The following is a 19,099-nucleotide window of genomic DNA, read 5'->3' on the forward strand; positions in this document are numbered from 1 at the left end:
ACAAATGATAACAGTCCAAACTATTCAAGATAAATTACGCCAAGAACCCGGTGTCTCTGCCTCAATCCAATTCTATGATATGGCTGACCGCTATTTTCTCACAATTGGTGCCTATCATCAAGAATTGTCTGATAGTGACGCTAAGCGTCTCTTATCAGAATTACAAACAGATAAGCAATCAATATTAACCACTAAAAATAACCACCCTGCGCTGTTGATTACAAATAAAAAACACTGAGCGAATCTCAGTGTTTTTTATTTGTGCTTTATACTAATGCCTGTGCTGCTGTAATAATTGCAACTTTGTACACATCCTCTTCATTTGCGCCACGTGACAAGTCAGAAACTGGCTTGGCTAGTCCTTGCAAAATAGGCCCAATTGCTTCAAAACCGCCTAGACGTTGCGCAATTTTATAACCAATATTACCAGCCTCTAAACTTGGGAAAATAAATGTGTTGGCATGGCCAGCAACTTTTGAGTTTGGTGCCTTTGCCTCACCAACAGAAGCTACAAAAGCCGCATCAAATTGTAACTCACCATCGATACTATCAGCTAAATCAGGTGCCAGTTTTTTAGCTATAGCCGTAGCTTCTGCAACCTTATCGACTAGTGGAGATTTTGCAGAGCCTTTAGTTGAAAATGATAACATGGCCACTTTTGGTTCAATGTCAAAGACTTGTGCAGTTTTGGCTGATTGTACAGCAATTTCAGCCATTGTTTCTGCATCAACATCTATATTAATAGCTGCATCAGAGAATACATAACGTGCCTCACCTTTTTGCATAATAAAGGCACCTGAAATGCGTGACGAGCCTGGCGCTGTTTTAATAATTTGTAATGCCGGCCGAACTGTGTCACCGGTTGGATGTGTGGCACCAGAAACCATACCGTCAGCTTGACCAGTGTAAACCAGCATTGTGCCGAAGTAATTAACATCAGCCAACCACTTTGCTGCCGTTTCTGCATCAGTTTTTCCTTTGCGACGGTCAACTAAGGCGGCATTTAATTTGGCAAGCGCTTTTTCATCATATGTTGCTGGATCAATGATTACTAAGTCCGATAAATCATAGTTATTGGCAACCGCTGTTGCTTCAATAGCCTTTTGTGCGCCCAACAAAATTGGCTTAATTAGACCTTCAGCAGCCAAACGCACCGCTGCGCCCTGAATACGAACATCTTCACCCTCAGGAAAAACAATCACTTTGTTTTGACCGCTAATTTTCCCCTTCAATTGTTCAAATAATTCCACCACAAGCATTCCCTCCAGCGTGTTCAAACAAACACTGTTTTTAATTTACAACTTCATTGTAACAGAACACATGCCATTTGTCTGTGATTTTATTCACTCACTCTAACCAGTGGATACTGTCGCGCCCATTTTGAGTTAAAAATTGGTTTGCTTTGGAAAACGGATGGCTACCAAAAAAACCACGATATGCTGATAACGGACTCGGATGGGCCGCCATCAGTACTAAGTGTTTTGACTCATCAATATACCGTCGTTTTGATTGCGCAAATTTTCCCCATAAAATGAATACGGTTGGCTCGCCTGCATCAGATACAGCTTGAATAATAGCGTCTGTTAACGGCTCCCAAACTAAGCCAGCATGCGCGTTAGCCTGGCCTTCAGGAACAGTCAACACCGCATTTAAAAGTAAGACCCCTTGTTTAGCCCACGATGTTAAGTCATGTGAAGCACGCGGCCCAATATCAGTTGCTAATTCTTTTAAAATATTTTGCAATGATGGTGGTGCAGGTACAGCGTCTGGTACAGAAAAGCTGAGCCCTTGTGCCTGCCCTAAGCCATGATAAGGATCCTGTCCCATGATCACAACTTTTGTATGATCAAGCGACGTCATTGACAAGGCAGCAAAGACTTTTTCTTTTGGTGGAAATATGGATTGCTCCTGATATTGCACATCTAAAAACTGCTTAATATTATTAATTTGTTCAGGTGTTAACTTGGCATTAATATAAGGTGCCCAAGTTGTATGAGATAATGGCATAATTTGACTACTTTCATGTTAAAATGAGTGCAAGAGGCGATCATGACAAAATATTATTTAAGACAACGGCATAGCATTGATGACGGCGTCAATATCGTGTTTGATGAAAACTTTCAAGCAAGTTATTTAGTATCTGGCCGTACCGGGAAAAAACATGATGAATTGCATGTTCAGGATATGTCCGGTCGTGTTTTAGTGCGTATTCAACAAACTTCTTATGGCATGTTACCACGCTTTTCATTACGTTATCGTGGACACACAGTTGGCTCGATTAGTTTCACCCTCGGTCATCTTGGCGATCTTGTCTATGTTCGTCAACTTGGCTGGCTAATCTCTGGCAATTTTATGGCTGGTCGATACCTCACTACCCATAATACCAAAAAATTACTTTCCGTGAAGCCTAACATTCGTCCTGACGGTATTTATAATCAACTGACTGTGACCTTTGACTCCCAAGCACCAGTTCATATTGCGATTGCCGCGTTACTCGATATATGGGGGACAAAATCTAATCCACTGACGCGTTTTAAATGGCTACCCGGCCAATCAGAAAATTACAAACTAACTTATTGTCGTCACTAAACGCAAAAGCTAACGCTGTGCGCATTAACGACGTAAAAAGGCCTGAAAAGAGCGTGACTCTTTTCAGGCTTTTTTACGCAACATGATGGCTTTATTGCTTTTGTAAAATGTCGTGAATTTCACGAATATCTTCCGGACTTGTTCGGCAACAACCGCCAATGATGTCAGCACCAGCATGTTGCCACAACGGCACTAATCGTCGCCAGTTAATTGGTTCGTTATTAGTCACCCAGCGTTTTGTTTCTGGATTATACACTTCACCAGCATTAGGATAAACAATTACTTTTTTATCCGTATTGGGTTTGATTCGCATGATGGCAGGTAAAATGTTATCTGGTGCTGTACAATTAATGCCAATGGCCTTAATTTGCTCGAATTGATTAAAATAAGCTACAGCATGTGCTAAACGTGTGCCATCCCACAAATGATCTCCTACTTCGGTAGCAAATGATAAATAGGCTTCAACCTCAGGAAATTCGTTTTGTAACAATAGCGCTATCGCTTGAGCTTCTTTAAAGTTAGGCATAGTTTCTAAAGCCAATATATCGACATTATTGTGCACTAAGCGCTTTATTCGCTGTCTATGAAATGCCTGATATGCCTGGATTGAGAGGTCATAATCACCGGTATATTCAGCCCCATTGGCTAGATACGCCCCATAAGGTCCCACTGAACCAGCAATAATACCTGATGATTTCTCTGATTTTTTCAAACCATCTCGTGCCAATGCAACAGCTAAATCAATGAGTTCATAGGCTTCATTTTCTGATAGGCCCGAATCCACAAATGTCTGTGGGTGTGCTTGGTACGTATCGACAATAGCAATTTGTGCTCCTGCGTTAAAATATGATTGATGTATATCACGCACAAGATTGGGTGCCTGTATTAGTGCAGAAGCAGACCATAAATTATTGGCCACAGCAATATGTTGCTTATCAATTTCACTTCCCAAACCACCATCTAAAATTACTGGTCCTTGTAATAATAACTCACTAAACTTTGTCATGAACTTGTCTCTCCTGTGATATTTTAATGCGCTTGTGTTGATCTTTGTTCAATAGTTTAAATCTCAATGCATAATATCCATACACTAATAGTATGAACGGTATCGACCACAACAGTGCCATGCGTTGTGCTGGGTCAAATATGACTAATATGACTGATAATGATGATCCAGCAAATCCAGCTAGCGGTAAGATTGGATAAGCCCACTTTGGGTATCGCAATTGGTTTAACTGGTGTGCTTTTTTTAATTTAAGATAATACTGGTAGTGAGACCAACTAATCGCAATCCAAACAAAGACAACTGCTAAGCCAGAGACTTCCACTAAAATCAAATACAGTTGTCCAGCAGCCATAAAGCTTGATCCTAATGCCAAGACTCCACCAAGTAAGCTCACAAATAAAGCTAATTGTGGTATTCCATGTTTATTAGTTACTGTAAATTTTGATGAAATAAGCCCTTCATGTCCCAAAGACCATAGCATTCGTGTTGAAGCATATAACCCTGAGTTCGCCATAGATAAAATTCCTGTTAAAATCACAAAGTTCATGATGTCTGCTGCATACGGAATACCAGCCATACTAAAAACTGTCACAAAGGGACTCTCAGTCACACCAGCCTTTTCGTAAGGAATAACCGCTGCTAAAATAACAATGCTGCCAATGAAGAAAATAATTTGCCGCCACCAGACTGCTTTAATGGCTTTAGGAATCGCTTTTTCAGGATTTTCGACTTCACCAGCTGTGATACCCATTAATTCTGTGCCACTAAAAGCAAAATTAACAGCCAATATCGTGGTGAATACGGCCCATATACCATTTGGAAAAGCACCATGACTTAAAATATTTTGAAAGCCGGCAGAAGCCGTACGTGGTGAATGAATTATTCCGGTCAGAATCAAGACACCAACAATCAAAAAGATAACAATAGCCACGACTTTTATTGCCGCTAGCCAATACTCACTCTCACCGAAGATGCGAGCAGAAAAAAAGTTACTTAATAAAATCACCAGCAGAAATAGACCAGAAAAAGACCAAACTGGTAAATTAGGCAACCACCTTTGCATGATAATACCAGCCGCCGTAAATTCTGAACCTAAGGCAATTGTCCAAGTTAGCCAGTAAGCAATCGCTACAAAAAATCCTGTCGCTGGACCAATTAACTGCTGCGCATGATAATGAAAGGCGCCAGTAGCTGGCATTGCAATAGATAACTCTGCAACACTCAACATCACCAAATACACTAATAAAGCGCCAATACTGTAAGCAATAATTGTGCCAAGTGCCCCAGCTGTATGGATTGTATAGGCAGATGACAAGAATAATCCTGTGCCAATACCGCTTGCTAGACCAATCATTTGAATATGTCTAGTCCGCATTGTTCTTTTTAATGTTGTCGCCATAATTTCCCCCTTAATGTTACTCATGTCATTGCTCAAAAAAGTCCCGCAATCTAAATATCATTAGACTGCGGGACGATGACGATTCGTGGTACCACCCGTTATTTATGTGTCAAGAACACACCTTTGAAAAACAGCAATGCAATGTATTCTGACACACTTTAATTGCTGAATTAAATGGAGCTATATCGCGCTGAACCGATAATCGCTAACCTTATCCCAAACCTTGTACTGGGGATTTGCTCACGACAATGACACTCCAAGACCATCAACTTATCCAGGCAGGCCTTTATCTCAGCAATTATCGGCTCTCTTTTGCTACCATAATAATAAGTATCATCTCTTCTAAGTTAGTTTTATGATACCAATAAAAGATTTTAATGTCAAACGTTTCATTTAATTAAAACGTCACTACCTAAATAAGCGCGTTTCACATCATCAGATACTAATAAAGCTTCTCCGGTATCCGTGGCAATAATTTTACCACTTTCTATAACATATCCCCTATCAGCAATGCGTAGTGCTTGTGCTGCATTTTGTTCAATAACTAGCACTGTGACACCACGGTTACGTATATTTTCAATAATATCAAATATTTTTTGAATATATAACGGTGCCAGGCCCATAGATGGTTCATCCAATAAAATCATCTTTGGATTAGCCATCAGGGCACGGCCAATAGCCAGCATTTGTTGCTCGCCACCTGATAATGTTGCAGCATCCTGATTTAAACGCGCTTTTAAAATGGGAAATTGTTCATACACAGTATCAAAGGCGGCATGTACTTGATGTTTATCTTTGACTGAAAATGCACCTAATTGGAGATTTTCTTGTACCGTCATTCCTGGAAAAACACGTCTACCTTCAGGCACTAACACAACACCATTTTGGACACGTTTATCAGAAGGCATACGATTGAACCCTTGGTTTTCAAAAGTAATGAGGCCACTAGCTACTTTTTCGAGCCCAGCTATTGTTCGCAAAATTGTACTTTTCCCAGCACCATTTGCCCCAATCAATGTCACAATTTCACCACGATTAACTGACAAGCTGACACCTTGGACTGCTTTGATTGCACCATAATTGACACTTAAATTATTAACTGTTAGTAATTGTGTCATGGCATATCGTCCCCCAAATAAGCTTTAATCACTGCTGGATTTTGTTGAATTTCTGTTGGCGTCCCCGTTGCTAAGATTTTGCCATATTCTAGAACATACACACGCTGACTCACCGTCATGACCAAATTCATATCGTGTTCAATTAAAATAATCGTTAATTGGAATTGCTGTTGAATTTGCTTAATTAAAGCTGTTAGTGCAGCGGTTTCTTGTGGATTCATACCAGCAGCCGGTTCATCAAGAAACAATATTTTTGGATTTGTAGCTAATGCGCGAACGATTTCTAAACGACGCTGTTGCCCATAAGGTAAATTGCTTGCTAATTCATCAGCTACATGTGCCATATTAAAAATGTCAAGCAGAGCCATAGCATGTTGGCGTTTTTTCGCTTCGTGTTGATAAAAGCTTGGCGTTCTAAAAATAGCGTGAATTGTTTTGGCTGCCGTTTGATTTGTCATAGCAATTAAAACATTCTCAATCACCGTACGTGTTTTAAATAAACGAATATTTTGAAATGTGCGAGCAATGCCTAACTGAGCTCTTTTATAAGCTGACACGTGATTAACTTGAGCCAACTTTTCACCATTAAAAAGTGATACCGTGCCGTGTGTTGGTTGATAAACACCAGTTAATAAGTTAAATAGTGTCGTTTTGCCGGCACCATTTGGCCCAATTAAACCAATCAACTCATTATCATGTGCTTCAATATTGACACAATCAACCGCAGTAACCCCACCAAATTTAATACTAAGATCTTGCGTTTTTAGAATCGTTGTGGTCATGTGATCCTCCTGAATCAAATAGCAACTTTTGTAACGAAAATTCCGTGGTTCCTAATAACCCTTTTGGTCTAAAAATCATCACAATAATCAAGACTAAGGCATAAATAACCATACGTAGTGTCCCAAAATTTTGTAAAACGACATCGAGAACGCCCAATATTATTGCCGTTACCACGGTACCACTAATCGAGCCAATACCACCAAGCACAACAATAATCAAAATAGTGATGCTCTGCATAAATGTATAATCTTGTGGCGATACTGATTGAATGAAGCTCGCACGTAAGCCACCTGCAATCGCTGCCAGTATTGCCCCAGCTACGAATGCCATGACTTTGTATTTTGTCGTATTAATACCTAATGACTCTGCTGCAATATCATTATCTCGTACAGCTATAATTGCTTGCCCGCTTGTACTACGCACAAAATTGACCACAATGATAATTACTATAACACTTAGGACAAATACCATCTGCCAATTGACAAAGGCAGGTATGCCAAATATACCTGCAGGGCCACGCGTGATTTTCATATTAATAATAATGATTCGAATAATTTCTGAGACCCCTAGTGTCGCAATAGCTAAATAATCACCGCGTAGCCTTAACGTTGGTATACCCACAGCCAATGCCACAAGTCCACTAATTAAGCCGCCAACTAATATACTCAGTATAAATCCATAAATTGATGGTAATGCTGTCGTCATTAATGCTGTCGCATAAGCACCGATAGCCATGAAGCCTGCGTGACCCAGTGAAAATTGACCCGACATGCCAATCACCAAATTAAGACCAACTGCGGCGATTAAATTGATGCCAATTAACACAATTATTGTGATACCATACTGCCCAATAATATCGAATACAGTTAATAATTCAATCAGTACAAAGAGCATCGTGATAAGCAGTGCCCAAGTCAAAGTATATTTTAGATGTTTTCTATCCATGCGTTTAAACCTTCTCCCGCTTGTTTTTACCCAAAATACCTGTTGGCTTAAAGAGCAGAATAATAATCAAGATAGCATAGACCACCGCATCTTTATAGTCTGATAGCCCAATAGCCTGCGTCATGGTTTCTAAGATACCAATTAGCCATCCTCCTAAAGCTGCGCCCGGAATTAAACCAATTCCTCCTAAAACAGCAGCAACAAAAGCCTTAATACCTGGTGTCATCCCCATTAGCGGATCAATATTGTTGTAATATAGACCAATCAACACCCCACCAGCAGCGGCCAATGCCGACCCAATAGCAAACGTAAATGAAATTGTTCGGTTAACATCGATGCCCATTAAAATGGCTGCTTCTTGATCAGCAGACACAGCACGCATGGCACGCCCCATTTTAGTTTTTTGCACAATAATTGTTAAAAGAATCATTAACGTGATAGCCGTTGAAATAATCAACAGCTGAATATTTGAAATTTGTAGACTGCCAATATGATATTGGATAGTACGAATTGCTTGTGGAAAAGCTTTTTTGTCAGAGCCGTAAAAATAACTCATACCATTTTCAAGTAAAAAAGAAACGCCTAAAGCCGAAATTAAGACAGCAATTCGTGGTGAATGACGCAAAGGTCGATAGGCTACGAATTCAATTAACATACCAAGTAACGCACTAACAGCCATTGATAACACTAAAGCAATGAAAAAATTAAGGTGCAAGACTTGAATAAAGAAATAACCAAAATAAGCGCCTAACATATACACATCGCCATGTGCAAAGTTAATTAACTTAATAATGCCATAAACCATGGTATAGCCCAATGCCAGCAATGCATAGACACTACCTAAAATAATACCGTTGATCAGTTGTTGTATGATATTTGACAAAGCACTTACCTTTATTTAACCACAGTAGCTGTGGTATCTTTCCCATTTGTTACCCCAACCATTACAATTGACTTTTTAGGATTATGAAAATCATCCATGGTCATTTTCCCTGTGACACCATTGAAGTTTTTAATTTTAGCTAATCCTTCAGTGATTTTCATCTTGTCAGTAGACTTTTCATCTTCAATAGCTTGTTTAATCATATAAACAGCATCGTAAGCCAAAGCTGTAAATTGTGATGGCTCTTGATTATAGGCTTTCTTATACTCTGTTACGAATGGTGTTGCAGCATCTGTCGCTGGCGCCTGCGTTGAAAAGTGTGCAGCATAGTAAACATTACTTGTATTTTGATTACCAGCAATTTCTGCCAACTTTGGATCGCCCAAGCCATCAGGTCCAATTACTGGTACATTAATACCCATATCTCGTGCCTGCTTCAAAATAGCCCCTGCTTCTGTATAATAGCCGTTAATCACAACGGCATCGAATTTTTTGTTCTTAATCTTAGTCAACATTGCTTGAAAGTCTTTGTCACCAGCTTGATATGAATCCGTCTCAACAATATTGCCCTTATAAGCTTTCTTAAAAGCATTAGTAATACCTGTACCATAATCTGAAGAGTTATCTTGGAAGATCACGACATCTTTAGCCTTCACTGTGTCCGTTGTGAATTGCGCCATTTTAGTGCCTAAATATGAATTTTTAAACTGTGCGCGGAAAACATATGGTTGTACCTTACCATCCTTTTGAACCGTAATATTATCAGCACCCGCGGTTGGTGACATCATGGGTGTTTTACCCTTTGTCGCTGCTGGTACAGCTGCCTGAACTGCAGACGTTGTCACGGGTCCAACAATGGCATTTACCTTGTTATTACTAATCAAGTTTGTTGTCACTGATGCTGATTCGGTATTATCGGACTTACTATCTTTGTTAACCATTTGCATCTTATAAGTTTTACCGTTAACCTTAACGCCACCAGCAGCATTAATACGTTTAACAGCAAAGTCTGCACCTTTTTGTTCAGCCTGCCCATAAGCCGCCGCGGCACCTGATGTGTCAAATACGCCACCAATCTTAATGGTAGTGCTGGATTTATCAGCTGATTTTTTAGCGATGCCAATCCCTATTACCCCACCAATAACGACAACAAACGCAACAATAATCGCAATAATTTTTTTCATGATATGTCTCCCAAGATTTTTTGTTATATTAAATCATTTCCAAGTGTAACTGGTTTGGCTTTGCCCAACCCATCTTACGCATCACACGGTAACCGATGAAAGATACAATCACCGGCACAACAACCCCAACAATCATATAAGCAGCAAAAGCAACGGGATTTGATCCTGCCAATGCCAAGGGGACAATGAATGAATTAAAGCCAATACCAGCCATAGCAAATGGAGCCGTCACATGAAATGCCATTGTTGCAATGGGCGCCGCAATTGCTGCACCAATCATTGGTGGCACAATCAATGCTGGGTTCTCTGTTAAATTTGGAAATTGAATTTTCGGTGTAACAATACCTTGTGCAATTGTGGCACCAATTTTATTTTCATGGAAAGACATGGCTGGAAAACCAACAAACACAGCAGTAGTACCGATTAAAATTGCACCGGCAGCTTCTGGCGAGGTTACCCCAGTCGCGCCAATGGCAACTGCCAATGCAGCAGCTGAAGCAGGCGTCATTGTCAAAGCACCAAAGACCATGGCTACTACAGCCGTACCAATAATTGGGTTGATGGCTACACTCGAAGCAATGAAGTGACCGATAGCTACCAAGGCAGGTGTGGTTACCATTGCCAAGTAATAACCACTAACTGTACCCACAATTGTTGTTGCCGCTGGGACAATCACCATATCTAATGGCGTCTTACCACTTAACCATTTACCGAACAGAACAGCAATAACGGCTGCAATAACGGCAGATATCGGTTGTCCAGTCGTGATAATAGTTGAACCAACAGCTTGTGTACCAGCAAATCCTGTGGCTGTTACACCTTGAACAGCTGTTTTACTAAAGAATATAGCATTTGCACCAACTGTTGATGCTGCCATCGCACTAAACATGACCATTGTATTAGTTTTCATTTGTGATGCAACTGCGGCTCCAAAAGCTGCTGGCAACATCACTTTAGTGATTGCCCCCATTTGTACCATTGGTGCCCAATGAATAAAACCAGCGATTGTTTGTAACAACAAGCCCATACCCAATGTTACTAAAATGGCGTTTGAAACTGCCGCTGAGGTGTTATAAACCAAATCTCGAACTGATTCCTTTGCTTCACCAACTTTTTCTTGAATTTTTTCCGTGTCAATTTGACGTTCATTTGCTACCGCGTTTTGTGCCATAATGTTTTCTCCCTTTACTTACACTTCAAATGAGCAGTGCAATCATTGGAGACAAAGAAAACGCCCCAACGATTGCTCGTTAGGACGTTTTCACGTATTTTTCCTAACCAGCTACTAACCTTGCGAAAAGTCTAGTAGCTGATTTTGCTCAAATAACAACCTACTAGACTCAGATGAGAAGGAGGTTGAGGAGAAGTGCGTTATTAACTTGCTTATTGAATGTATTAGTCATGTGCTGTCTCCCTTGTTGAGCAATTACTTGCTGTTTCTTTATGAGTATTACTATACATAGGTTAATTTAAAATGTCAACACTTTTATTTAAAATCAGAATATTCTCATAAAAAAAGATAACACAAGCTGTGTTATCTTTTTTACATCGTACCGAACAGACGATCACCGGCATCCCCCAACCCTGGGACAATATAACCATTCTCATTTAACTTTTCATCAAGCGAACCTGTATAGATATCAACATCGGGATGCGCTTCTTGAACAGCTTTAACACCTTCCGGTGCAGAAACTAGTGTAATCAATTTGATATGCTTTGCACCGCGCTTCTTCAATGCCGAAATGGCATCCTTTGCTGAACCACCTGTTGCCAACATTGGATCCACGAGCAAAACATCACGTTGATCAATATCTTCAGGCAGCTTAATAAAATATTCAACCGGTTCTAATGTTTCTTCATCACGGTACATGCCAATATGACCTATTTTTGCCGCAGGAATCAACTGAACAATGCCATCAACCATGCCTAAACCAGCCCGTAAAATTGGCACAACAGCCAACTTTTTTCCAGCTAACTGCTTCTTAGTCGTTGTTGCCACTGGCGTTTCTACGACAACATCTTCTAATTGCAAGTCGCGACTCGCTTCATAAGTCATCAACATTGCAATTTCATCAACTAATGCACGAAAATCCTTGGTACCAACATTTTTGTTTCGAATCATTGTCAGTTTATGTTGGATGAGGGGATGATCCATTTCGACAAATTTTCCCATGATTATTATTTCAAGCTGTGTATTATTGACAAACAGCTCTTCCTTCCAAGTTAGTTACTGTGTCTATTATAACAAAAATTAACTTATTCTGGAAACCAGTACAGATGCTAAATTAGTCTCCTTCAATGATTTGATTTTGCCTTTGCGCGACACGACTAGCGCCGAGTAATACTTCGCCCATCACTGCGCCCAGTAAGGCTGGTACAACCCAACCAAAACCAAGTGATGATAGTGGTACGACTTGATGATATGCGCCTATAAGTTGTTGTGCGGTGTGACTCGACATGAAGGGAGAAGCAGCTAAAGCATCTAAAAAAGCTGGCATAGCCACGAAGCCAACAACACTTCGGTAAACTAGTGGTGACTTATCGAAAAATTTGCCCGTCAAAGACAATAAAATCAATACTAATGCAAAAGGATAAAGAAGCATTAACACTGGTACAGACCAAGCCACAATGTTAGTTAATCCTGCATTCGCCGTGACAAATGATCCCAAAGCAATAATACGTAAAAACCATAGATAACTCACCTTTGGAAAAGCCAAATGTAAATCTTGTGCAAAAGACACAAATAATCCCATTGCGGTCGTAAAGACAGCTAGAGTCACAACTACACCTGTTAGTGCTGTGCCAAAATTACCTGCATAATGCGCGATAATTTGAGCAAAAGCATCCCCACCATTTGCCGCAACTTTAAATTGGCCCAAACTGGATACGCCCAATAGAACAAGTGCCGTGTATAAGATAGCTTCTGAAACAATGCTTAATAAGCCTGCTTTTGCTAAAACAGATGATACTTGATGGTCTCGAAAGCCTAATCCTCTGACAGCATAAACAACAGAAACAGCCACAGCTAACAAGGCAATGCCATCCATCGTGTTGTATCCGTCTAATAGACCCTGAAAGGTGGCATGACTTTGATAGGCTGAACTAACAGCTTGTGATGTGTTACCCATTGGCATAAATAGAGCCATTAATAAGACGATGAGCAAAAGTATCATAAACACTGGATTCAAGTACTTGCCAACCCACTTCATCAAGCCTGTTTCTTTGACAGTTAAAAAATAAGCTAATCCGAAGAATAATGCTGAGAAAATTAACATACCCAAACTTTGATACTTGGGCGCAATAAACGGTGCGATTCCCATTGAAAAAGCAGTTGCAGCCGTACGCGGTGTTCCAAAGAATGGCCCAATTGTTAAATGAATAGCTACTAGAAATGCCAGACCAAACCAATGGCCTACGGGCGTTGCAACATCATAAACACTACGACTACGTGTGACACTCACGGCCAGCATGGCTAAAAATGGGACAACTGTGCCAGTTACTAAAAAGCCAATTGTCGCTAATACCCAATGACCACCCGATAGTTGACCAAGTTGTACTGGAAAAATTAAATTACCAGCACCAAAAAACATGCCAAAGATAAGTGAGGCGACTAGCACCAATTCACGCCAAGTTAATTTTTTGTCATGCATTAGCGCTCACCTCCGTGACGACATTTAACACAACATCACTAAAGCCGCCGGTAAATGTCGCGCGCCACTCGCCTATTCTCAGTGTTGGCGGTAGTAAAAATGTACCAGTAGTAGCACGCGTGCCCGCTTTAAATAATTTACCTTGTGATGCCAGTTTTGTAACTAACCATTGTAATGATTCTAAAGGGTTCCCTAATACTTCTGAACCGAATCCTGAAGCTACTTTGTCGCCATTATGGTAAAGCGTTGCTTCAACGGTTGCTAAGTCATCAACCGTCATTTGTTTCCCATCACGTGGCCTAGCGGAAACAACAGCACCACCGACTGCTGAATCACTTAACACTAAAAATTTGTCTAACTTAGGAAACCAGTTTTTGAACCGCGCATCTGGTACTTCCAGAGTCGGCGCAACAGTTGTATTAGCTAAAAGGTCTGTTAAGGACATTTCTGGGGTTAAATCAGCTTTAGCTGTAAATTGTAATTCAACTTCAACCAGTGGTTCATTATATTTTGTTAAATCGAGTGTATAAGGCGAGGTAACAAAGCGACTGGCAACCTGTGCGCCATAGAGTGGCGCATCTGTATCAAACATGGCTTGTGTTTCTGGTGAAGTTAATGATACTTTATATCCTGCCGTGGCTTCGCTTTTTTTTGCCATAACAGCGTCTTGCACATCATAGGCTGTTTTAAAATCATTCACCACACCGATGTAAGTGTCACGATGCAATGGTTTGTTATGCACCCATGCCTCGTATAACTTCTGTGCTAGTTGTTGCTGTTCTAATGATAATCCCATATTCTCACTCTTCCTTTAGAAAACAAAAAAGGCATACTGCTTAATTTAAGCAGCATGCCTTTTGCATGAAAATCAGCTGCCTATCATATCTGATAGGCTCAACAAATTGTCAGCACCTATCACGAAATAATGATAATGCTGATAATAATTTGTACATTTGTCTTAGCTGAATTGACCATGTTATTTTCCCTTTTTTATTTGATGTTTTTATTAAAACATAATGAACAAAATGTGTCAAGTCTCATTTTATTTTTCAACTGACTTACGGTATAATAAAATAGCTTGCACTAATAGTTTAACAGGATAAAACGGGGACCTCCTAAGTCTTTGCTCCCAGTTCGAGTCTGGGTTAGTGCATTAGAAAAGCGACTAGACACGCTCTAGTCGCTTTTTTTACCCCTTAATTCCTGCCCTCTCAGCAATAGGCAACAATATATTTCCAATGAGCATGACTAATATAAAGCCAACAATCATTTCGAAAATGGCATTAAATGATACAATGCCGATTAACCAGCTCAAAATATTATGATTGGGAATGCCTGTAAAGTTCGTATGCATCACAGTAAAACCAATTGTGGTTAAGATAACAACCCCGACCGTGTTAACGAGCGCAGCTAAAACGCCTAGTATGCCTAAACCAATTGTCCGAGTCGCTATTGGCCTTTGGCGTAAAAAATAATTAAACAACCAACCAATGACTAAACCAACTAAAATACGCGGAATAAATGCCGTCGCCGGATTTTGAAACATTAACGAGCCAATCGTGCCAGGATGTGTTAATGCATTAATAAATGATAAACCGCCCCAAAAGAAACCCACGACTGCGCCATACTTAGGACCAAGGATTATACCTGACAGTGCTACAGTGAACTGTATAATGGTAGCACTTGCGCCAATAATAAAAGCACCCAATGGCATGATTCCTAGCCATGGTATGAGCATCTGTAATAGAACAATAGCAACAAACAAAGTTGTCACAATGTAGTAAGTTGTTTTTTTATTTGTCATGTGATTAATCCATCTTAAATTTTAATACTTCTATTGTATCGTAGCGTGGCTAGATAACACAACATTTAACGTATAAATTAGCTTGAGAACGAAAAAAATGGCGCTTACCAGAAATAAAGTGGTAATAAGCCATTTTTATTTTGCCTATTTATCAGTTATCTTTTGATAAATAGCAATCATTTCAACTGCCAAATCACGGAACGTAATCCCATTCATAACGTGATCTTGCGCGTGAACCATATATAAATCTACTTTTGCATGCTCGCCTTGCGCCTCTTTGGTCAACATACCAGTTTGCGTATCATGAGCTGCTTTAATCGACTGATCTGCTTGGGCAATGGCTGCTTTTGCACCATCAAAGTCACCTACTTTTGCTAGTTGAATTGCTTGAAAGGCTTGTGATTTGGCGTTACCACCATGCATAATTAAGCCCATGATGACTTGCATGCGTTCGTCTTCTACCATACTATACTCCCATCAAAGTTTCTGCTGCTTTAAGTACATTATCACCTTTCATCATGCCGTAATCCATCATATTAATCACATCAAGCGGTATACCAGCCTTATCAGTTTGTCCTTTAACTTCCTCTTTCATATATGCCACTTGTGGACCAAGTAAAACGACATCTGGATGTTTTTCATTTAGTTTTGCATCAACATCAGCCGTTGATGTTGCAAAAATTTCATAATCTTTTCCTTGGGATTCGGCAGCTTTTTGCATATTGGCTACTAATAATGAAGTCGACATACCTGCCGCGCAAGCTAACATAATCGTTTTTGTTGCCATAATACTTGTTCTCCTTAGGTCATACTATCAATTTGCTACACCTTCATTATACTGTTTTCCAAAGACTATGTAAACGCTTTCATTTAAATAAAAAAACAACGCAATAATACCATATTATTGCGTTGTGTCGAAATTATTCAAACCCTTCAGTCAAAGCTTGGGGATAAAATTCACGAATAATTTCTGCTTCATGTTTTGATAATTCTGGGAAGGCTGGATCGGCGCCTAAATCTTCATGGAACATTCTATCACGTGGTGAAACACCACCCGTTGCATGCTGTACTGAAATTAAAAAGCCATCATAATCTTTTATTGCCGACGCGTTAGAAGCATCTTCGATATGCAGTTGCGATACCATTAATAACAAACGGACATCAGCATGGAGATTATCTAATAATTGTTTTTGCTCTGGTGTCAAGTACAATGTCAATGCGGCCTCCGCATTTTTACCGATTAACTCAGCAGCACGCGCCTCTTCTAATGCTTTATTCACGGAATCACGCAATGACATAAAGTCAGCCCAATGTGACAATAACGCACTTGTATCACCAAAATCTTGCACTTCAGGCATATCTGCCAAATAGGCAAATTTAGTTTTCTCGTTTGGTAAATACTCCCAAACTTCTTCAGCTGTATGTGGCAAAATTGGTAAGAGTAACTTAGTCAAGGCTAGTAATGTATCATAAAAGACTGTTTGCATTGAACGACGTGCGTGGCCAGTTGGTGCTTCAACATAAACAACATCTTTCGCGATATCCAAGTAAAATGCTGACAAATCGACATTGACAAAGTTAATGACGCGTTTAAAAATATCATTAAATTGATAGTTATCATATGATGCTCGGACATCTTTAACAAAGTCATTTAAAACAACTGAGAAATATTGATCATGCCCCGCCCTATCTTCAAAAGCAATCGCATCGGTTGCATAGTTAAAGTCAGAAGTATTGGCCATTAAGAAGCGCAACGTATTACGAATTTTACGATAACTTTCTGATACTTGTTTCAAAATATCATTTGATACTGGCATATCTTGCGATGTATCAACAGAAATTGTCCAAAGACGCAAAATTTCAATCCCCATTTGATCAGCAACAGCTAATGGCGAGATAGTATTGCCAAGTGACTTAGACATCTTATTGCCCTTACCATCTAACGTAAAGCCTTGTGATAACACATTCTTATATGGTGCATGTCCAGTAGCCGCCACAGAAGTAATCAAAGATGAGTTAAACCAACCACGATATTGATCTGAGCCTTCTAAGTAGAGATCCGCTGGATAATCAAGTTGATCACGCGTGTTCATGACACCCGCCCAAGATGAACCAGAGTCAAACCAAACATCCATAATATCTTCTTCTTTTGTGAATAGCCCATTTGGTGAATGTTCATTCGTATAACCTTCAGGCAATAAATCTTTAGCCTCGTGTTCAAACCAATAGTTTGAACCGTGTTTTTCAAATAAATCTGCCACATGGTTAATTATAGATTGATCTAAAATAGGCGTTTGATCTTCGGCATAAAAAATTGGCAATGGCACGCCCCACACGCGTTGACGAGAAATAACCCAGTCACCGCGATCACGTATCATATTGTATAAACGCTTCTTACCCCACTCAGGATAAAAGTTCACATTGTCTAATTCATTCAAAATATTTTGACGGAATTTTTCAACTGATGCAAACCATTGCGGCACTGCACGCCAGATAATTGGCTTTTTGGTACGCCAATCGAATGGGTAAGAATGCGTAATTTTTTCTTTGGCTAAAAATAGATTAGCGGCCGTTAATTTATTGATTACTAAACCGACAACATCGTCATAAAACTTGCCTTCAAAATCAGCGCCAGCACTTTTCGTCATGTAACCTTTTTCGTCAACTGTCACAGCGACTTCGAGGCCATAGGTTTTACCAACATTAAAATCGTCTTCACCAAAACCAGGTGCTGTATGGACCAAACCAGTACCAGAATCTAGCGTCACATGATCGGCATTCATAACAAGTTCTTCAGCCGCTTCATCCCAAGGATGATAAGCTGTGATGCGGTCTAATTCCTGGCCCTTATATGTTGCCAGTGTTTCATAATTTGTCCAACCAAACTTAGGCGCAATAGCTTCTAAACGACCAACTGCCACAACAAATTTGCGCGTCTCACCTTCTGGTCGAATAACCGCATACGACATGTCAGGTCCTAATGTAATCCCTCGTGATGCTGTTACTGTAAATGGCGTGGTTGTCCAAACAACAAAATACGTGTCATTGTCCAAAATACCTTTACCATCTTTGACTCTGTTAGCATAGTACAAAGATGTTGAATCAATATCGTGATATTCAATTTCAGCTTCAGCTAAAGCTGATTCAGATGACCATGACCAGTAAACTGGCTTTGAGCCTTTAAAAATATAGCCTTTACCTGCCATTTCGCCAAAAACACGAACTTGTGCTGCTTCAAATTCAGGTTGTAACGTGATATATGGGTGCTGCCAGTCTGCCATAATACCCAACCGTTTAAAGTCATTACGCTGCTTATCGACTTGAGCCAAAGCAAAGTCTTTAGCTAAATTACGCCAAGCAGCCTTAGGCATTGATTTACGATCATGCCCTGCCTTAGTTAGCTGTTGCTCAATAGGCAAACCATGCGTATCCCACCCAGGAACATAAGGTGCATAAAAACCAGCCATATTTTTGTAGCGCACAATAATATCTTTGGAGATTTTATTCAAGGCATGACCGAGATGAATATTTCCATTGGCATATGGTGGTCCATCATGCAAATTAAAATGTGGCTTTTTCTCGTTTTGAGATAATCTTTGCTGATACAAATCGGCATCGTACCATTTTTGTTGACGCAATGGTTCTGTTTTAGGCAATGACCCACGCATGGGAAATCCTGTTTTTCCTAGATTTAATGTATCCTTATATTTCATACTGTTTCTCCTCTAATATCGCAGT

19 protein-coding genes and 1 tRNA gene are annotated in these 19,099 nt (G+C 39.9%); 3 read left to right on the plus strand and 17 right to left on the minus strand.

What is annotated here, in order from left to right; translation table 11 throughout:
• Positions 1-4 precede the first annotated feature (4 nt).
• Positions 5-238: a hypothetical protein gene (locus FAZ25_RS00195; protein WP_243236220.1), complete on the plus strand. Its 234-nt coding sequence runs from the start codon at positions 5-7 to the stop codon at positions 236-238.
• A 28-nt stretch (positions 239-266) separates the two neighbouring features.
• On the opposite strand, the gene pta is transcribed toward FAZ25_RS00195, so the two are convergent.
• Positions 267-1,259, minus strand: coding sequence for a phosphate acetyltransferase (gene pta / locus FAZ25_RS00200; protein ID WP_012305091.1), 993 nt, complete (start codon positions 1,257-1,259; stop codon positions 267-269).
• Between the two features lie 88 nt (positions 1,260-1,347).
• Positions 1,348-2,007: a uracil-DNA glycosylase gene (locus FAZ25_RS00205; protein ID WP_192269710.1), complete on the minus strand. Its 660-nt coding sequence runs from the start codon at positions 2,005-2,007 to the stop codon at positions 1,348-1,350.
• Positions 2,008-2,049: 42 nt separating this feature from the next.
• Here FAZ25_RS00205 and FAZ25_RS00210 point away from each other — a divergent pair, with 42 nt between their 5' ends.
• Positions 2,050-2,589 carry an LURP-one-related/scramblase family protein gene (locus tag FAZ25_RS00210; RefSeq protein WP_004900403.1) on the plus strand — a complete coding sequence of 180 codons (540 nt, stop codon included), beginning with the start codon at positions 2,050-2,052 and terminating at the stop codon, positions 2,587-2,589.
• 91 nt (positions 2,590-2,680) lie between these two features.
• On the opposite strand, the gene mmuM is transcribed toward FAZ25_RS00210, so the two are convergent.
• The 11 genes from mmuM to FAZ25_RS00265 all read right to left on the minus strand — a co-directional run bounded on the left by mmuM (position 2,681) and on the right by FAZ25_RS00265 (position 14,353).
• On the minus strand, positions 2,681-3,595 hold the full coding sequence (gene mmuM, locus FAZ25_RS00215; RefSeq protein ID WP_100665384.1) for a homocysteine S-methyltransferase: 915 nt from the start codon (positions 3,593-3,595) through the stop codon (positions 2,681-2,683).
• Positions 3,582-4,994 carry an amino acid permease gene (locus tag FAZ25_RS00220; protein ID WP_192269712.1) on the minus strand — a complete coding sequence of 471 codons (1,413 nt, stop codon included), beginning with the start codon at positions 4,992-4,994 and terminating at the stop codon, positions 3,582-3,584. The genes mmuM and FAZ25_RS00220 overlap by 14 nt, the downstream gene beginning before the upstream one ends.
• A 389-nt stretch (positions 4,995-5,383) precedes the next feature.
• Positions 5,384-6,112, minus strand: coding sequence for an ABC transporter ATP-binding protein (locus FAZ25_RS00225; RefSeq protein ID WP_004900410.1), 729 nt, complete (start codon positions 6,110-6,112; stop codon positions 5,384-5,386).
• Entirely contained in the window at positions 6,109-6,894 is a 786-nt protein-coding gene (locus FAZ25_RS00230) for an ABC transporter ATP-binding protein (protein WP_192269714.1), read from the minus strand. Before FAZ25_RS00230 ends, FAZ25_RS00225 begins: the two co-directional genes overlap by 4 nt.
• Positions 6,860-7,840 carry a branched-chain amino acid ABC transporter permease gene (locus FAZ25_RS00235; protein WP_100665378.1) on the minus strand — a complete coding sequence of 327 codons (981 nt, stop codon included), beginning with the start codon at positions 7,838-7,840 and terminating at the stop codon, positions 6,860-6,862. Before FAZ25_RS00235 ends, FAZ25_RS00230 begins: the two co-directional genes overlap by 35 nt.
• A 4-nt stretch (positions 7,841-7,844) precedes the next feature.
• Positions 7,845-8,723, minus strand: a complete 879-nt coding sequence (locus FAZ25_RS00240) for a branched-chain amino acid ABC transporter permease (protein WP_004900420.1) — start codon at positions 8,721-8,723, stop codon at positions 7,845-7,847.
• An 11-nt stretch (positions 8,724-8,734) separates the two neighbouring features.
• Complete coding sequence (locus tag FAZ25_RS00245; RefSeq protein WP_100665376.1) at positions 8,735-9,907, minus strand: ABC transporter substrate-binding protein; 1,173 nt, start codon at positions 9,905-9,907, stop codon at positions 8,735-8,737.
• Positions 9,908-9,935: 28 nt separating this feature from the next.
• Positions 9,936-11,078: a PTS transporter subunit IIC gene (locus FAZ25_RS00250; RefSeq protein ID WP_004904244.1), complete on the minus strand. Its 1,143-nt coding sequence runs from the start codon at positions 11,076-11,078 to the stop codon at positions 9,936-9,938.
• Between the two features lie 372 nt (positions 11,079-11,450).
• Positions 11,451-12,080 carry a uracil phosphoribosyltransferase gene (gene upp, locus FAZ25_RS00255; protein ID WP_036058363.1) on the minus strand — a complete coding sequence of 210 codons (630 nt, stop codon included), beginning with the start codon at positions 12,078-12,080 and terminating at the stop codon, positions 11,451-11,453.
• A 112-nt stretch (positions 12,081-12,192) separates the two neighbouring features.
• Positions 12,193-13,557 (minus strand): branched-chain amino acid transport system II carrier protein, encoded by a 1,365-nt coding sequence (gene brnQ, locus FAZ25_RS00260; protein WP_048801570.1) that lies wholly within the window; start codon positions 13,555-13,557, stop codon positions 12,193-12,195.
• Complete coding sequence (locus FAZ25_RS00265) at positions 13,550-14,353, minus strand: 2-keto-4-pentenoate hydratase (RefSeq protein ID WP_004904248.1); 804 nt, start codon at positions 14,351-14,353, stop codon at positions 13,550-13,552. Before FAZ25_RS00265 ends, brnQ begins: the two co-directional genes overlap by 8 nt.
• A 284-nt stretch (positions 14,354-14,637) precedes the next feature.
• Between FAZ25_RS00265 and FAZ25_RS00270 the strand changes: the two genes are divergently transcribed.
• Positions 14,638-14,710 (plus strand) — tRNA-Arg (locus FAZ25_RS00270).
• A 36-nt stretch (positions 14,711-14,746) separates the two neighbouring features.
• Here the strand turns inward: FAZ25_RS00270 and FAZ25_RS00275 are convergent.
• The 4 genes from FAZ25_RS00275 to ileS all read right to left on the minus strand — a co-directional run bounded on the left by FAZ25_RS00275 (position 14,747) and on the right by ileS (position 19,074).
• Positions 14,747-15,361 (minus strand): ECF transporter S component, encoded by a 615-nt coding sequence (locus FAZ25_RS00275; protein WP_004904250.1) that lies wholly within the window; start codon positions 15,359-15,361, stop codon positions 14,747-14,749.
• A 144-nt stretch (positions 15,362-15,505) separates the two neighbouring features.
• The gene (locus tag FAZ25_RS00280; RefSeq protein WP_146973193.1) at positions 15,506-15,826 is read right to left on the minus strand and encodes a PTS lactose/cellobiose transporter subunit IIA; all 321 of its coding nucleotides are present in this window, start codon (positions 15,824-15,826) and stop codon (positions 15,506-15,508) included.
• A 1-nt stretch (position 15,827) separates the two neighbouring features.
• On the minus strand, positions 15,828-16,148 hold the full coding sequence (locus tag FAZ25_RS00285; protein ID WP_004900450.1) for a PTS sugar transporter subunit IIB: 321 nt from the start codon (positions 16,146-16,148) through the stop codon (positions 15,828-15,830).
• A 133-nt stretch (positions 16,149-16,281) separates the two neighbouring features.
• On the minus strand, positions 16,282-19,074 hold the full coding sequence (gene ileS, locus FAZ25_RS00290; RefSeq protein WP_040176702.1) for an isoleucine--tRNA ligase: 2,793 nt from the start codon (positions 19,072-19,074) through the stop codon (positions 16,282-16,284).
• Positions 19,075-19,099 lie beyond the last annotated feature (25 nt).

The organism is Leuconostoc sp. LN180020 (assembly GCF_014844115.1).
Classification (GTDB): domain Bacteria; phylum Bacillota; class Bacilli; order Lactobacillales; family Lactobacillaceae; genus Leuconostoc; species Leuconostoc citreum.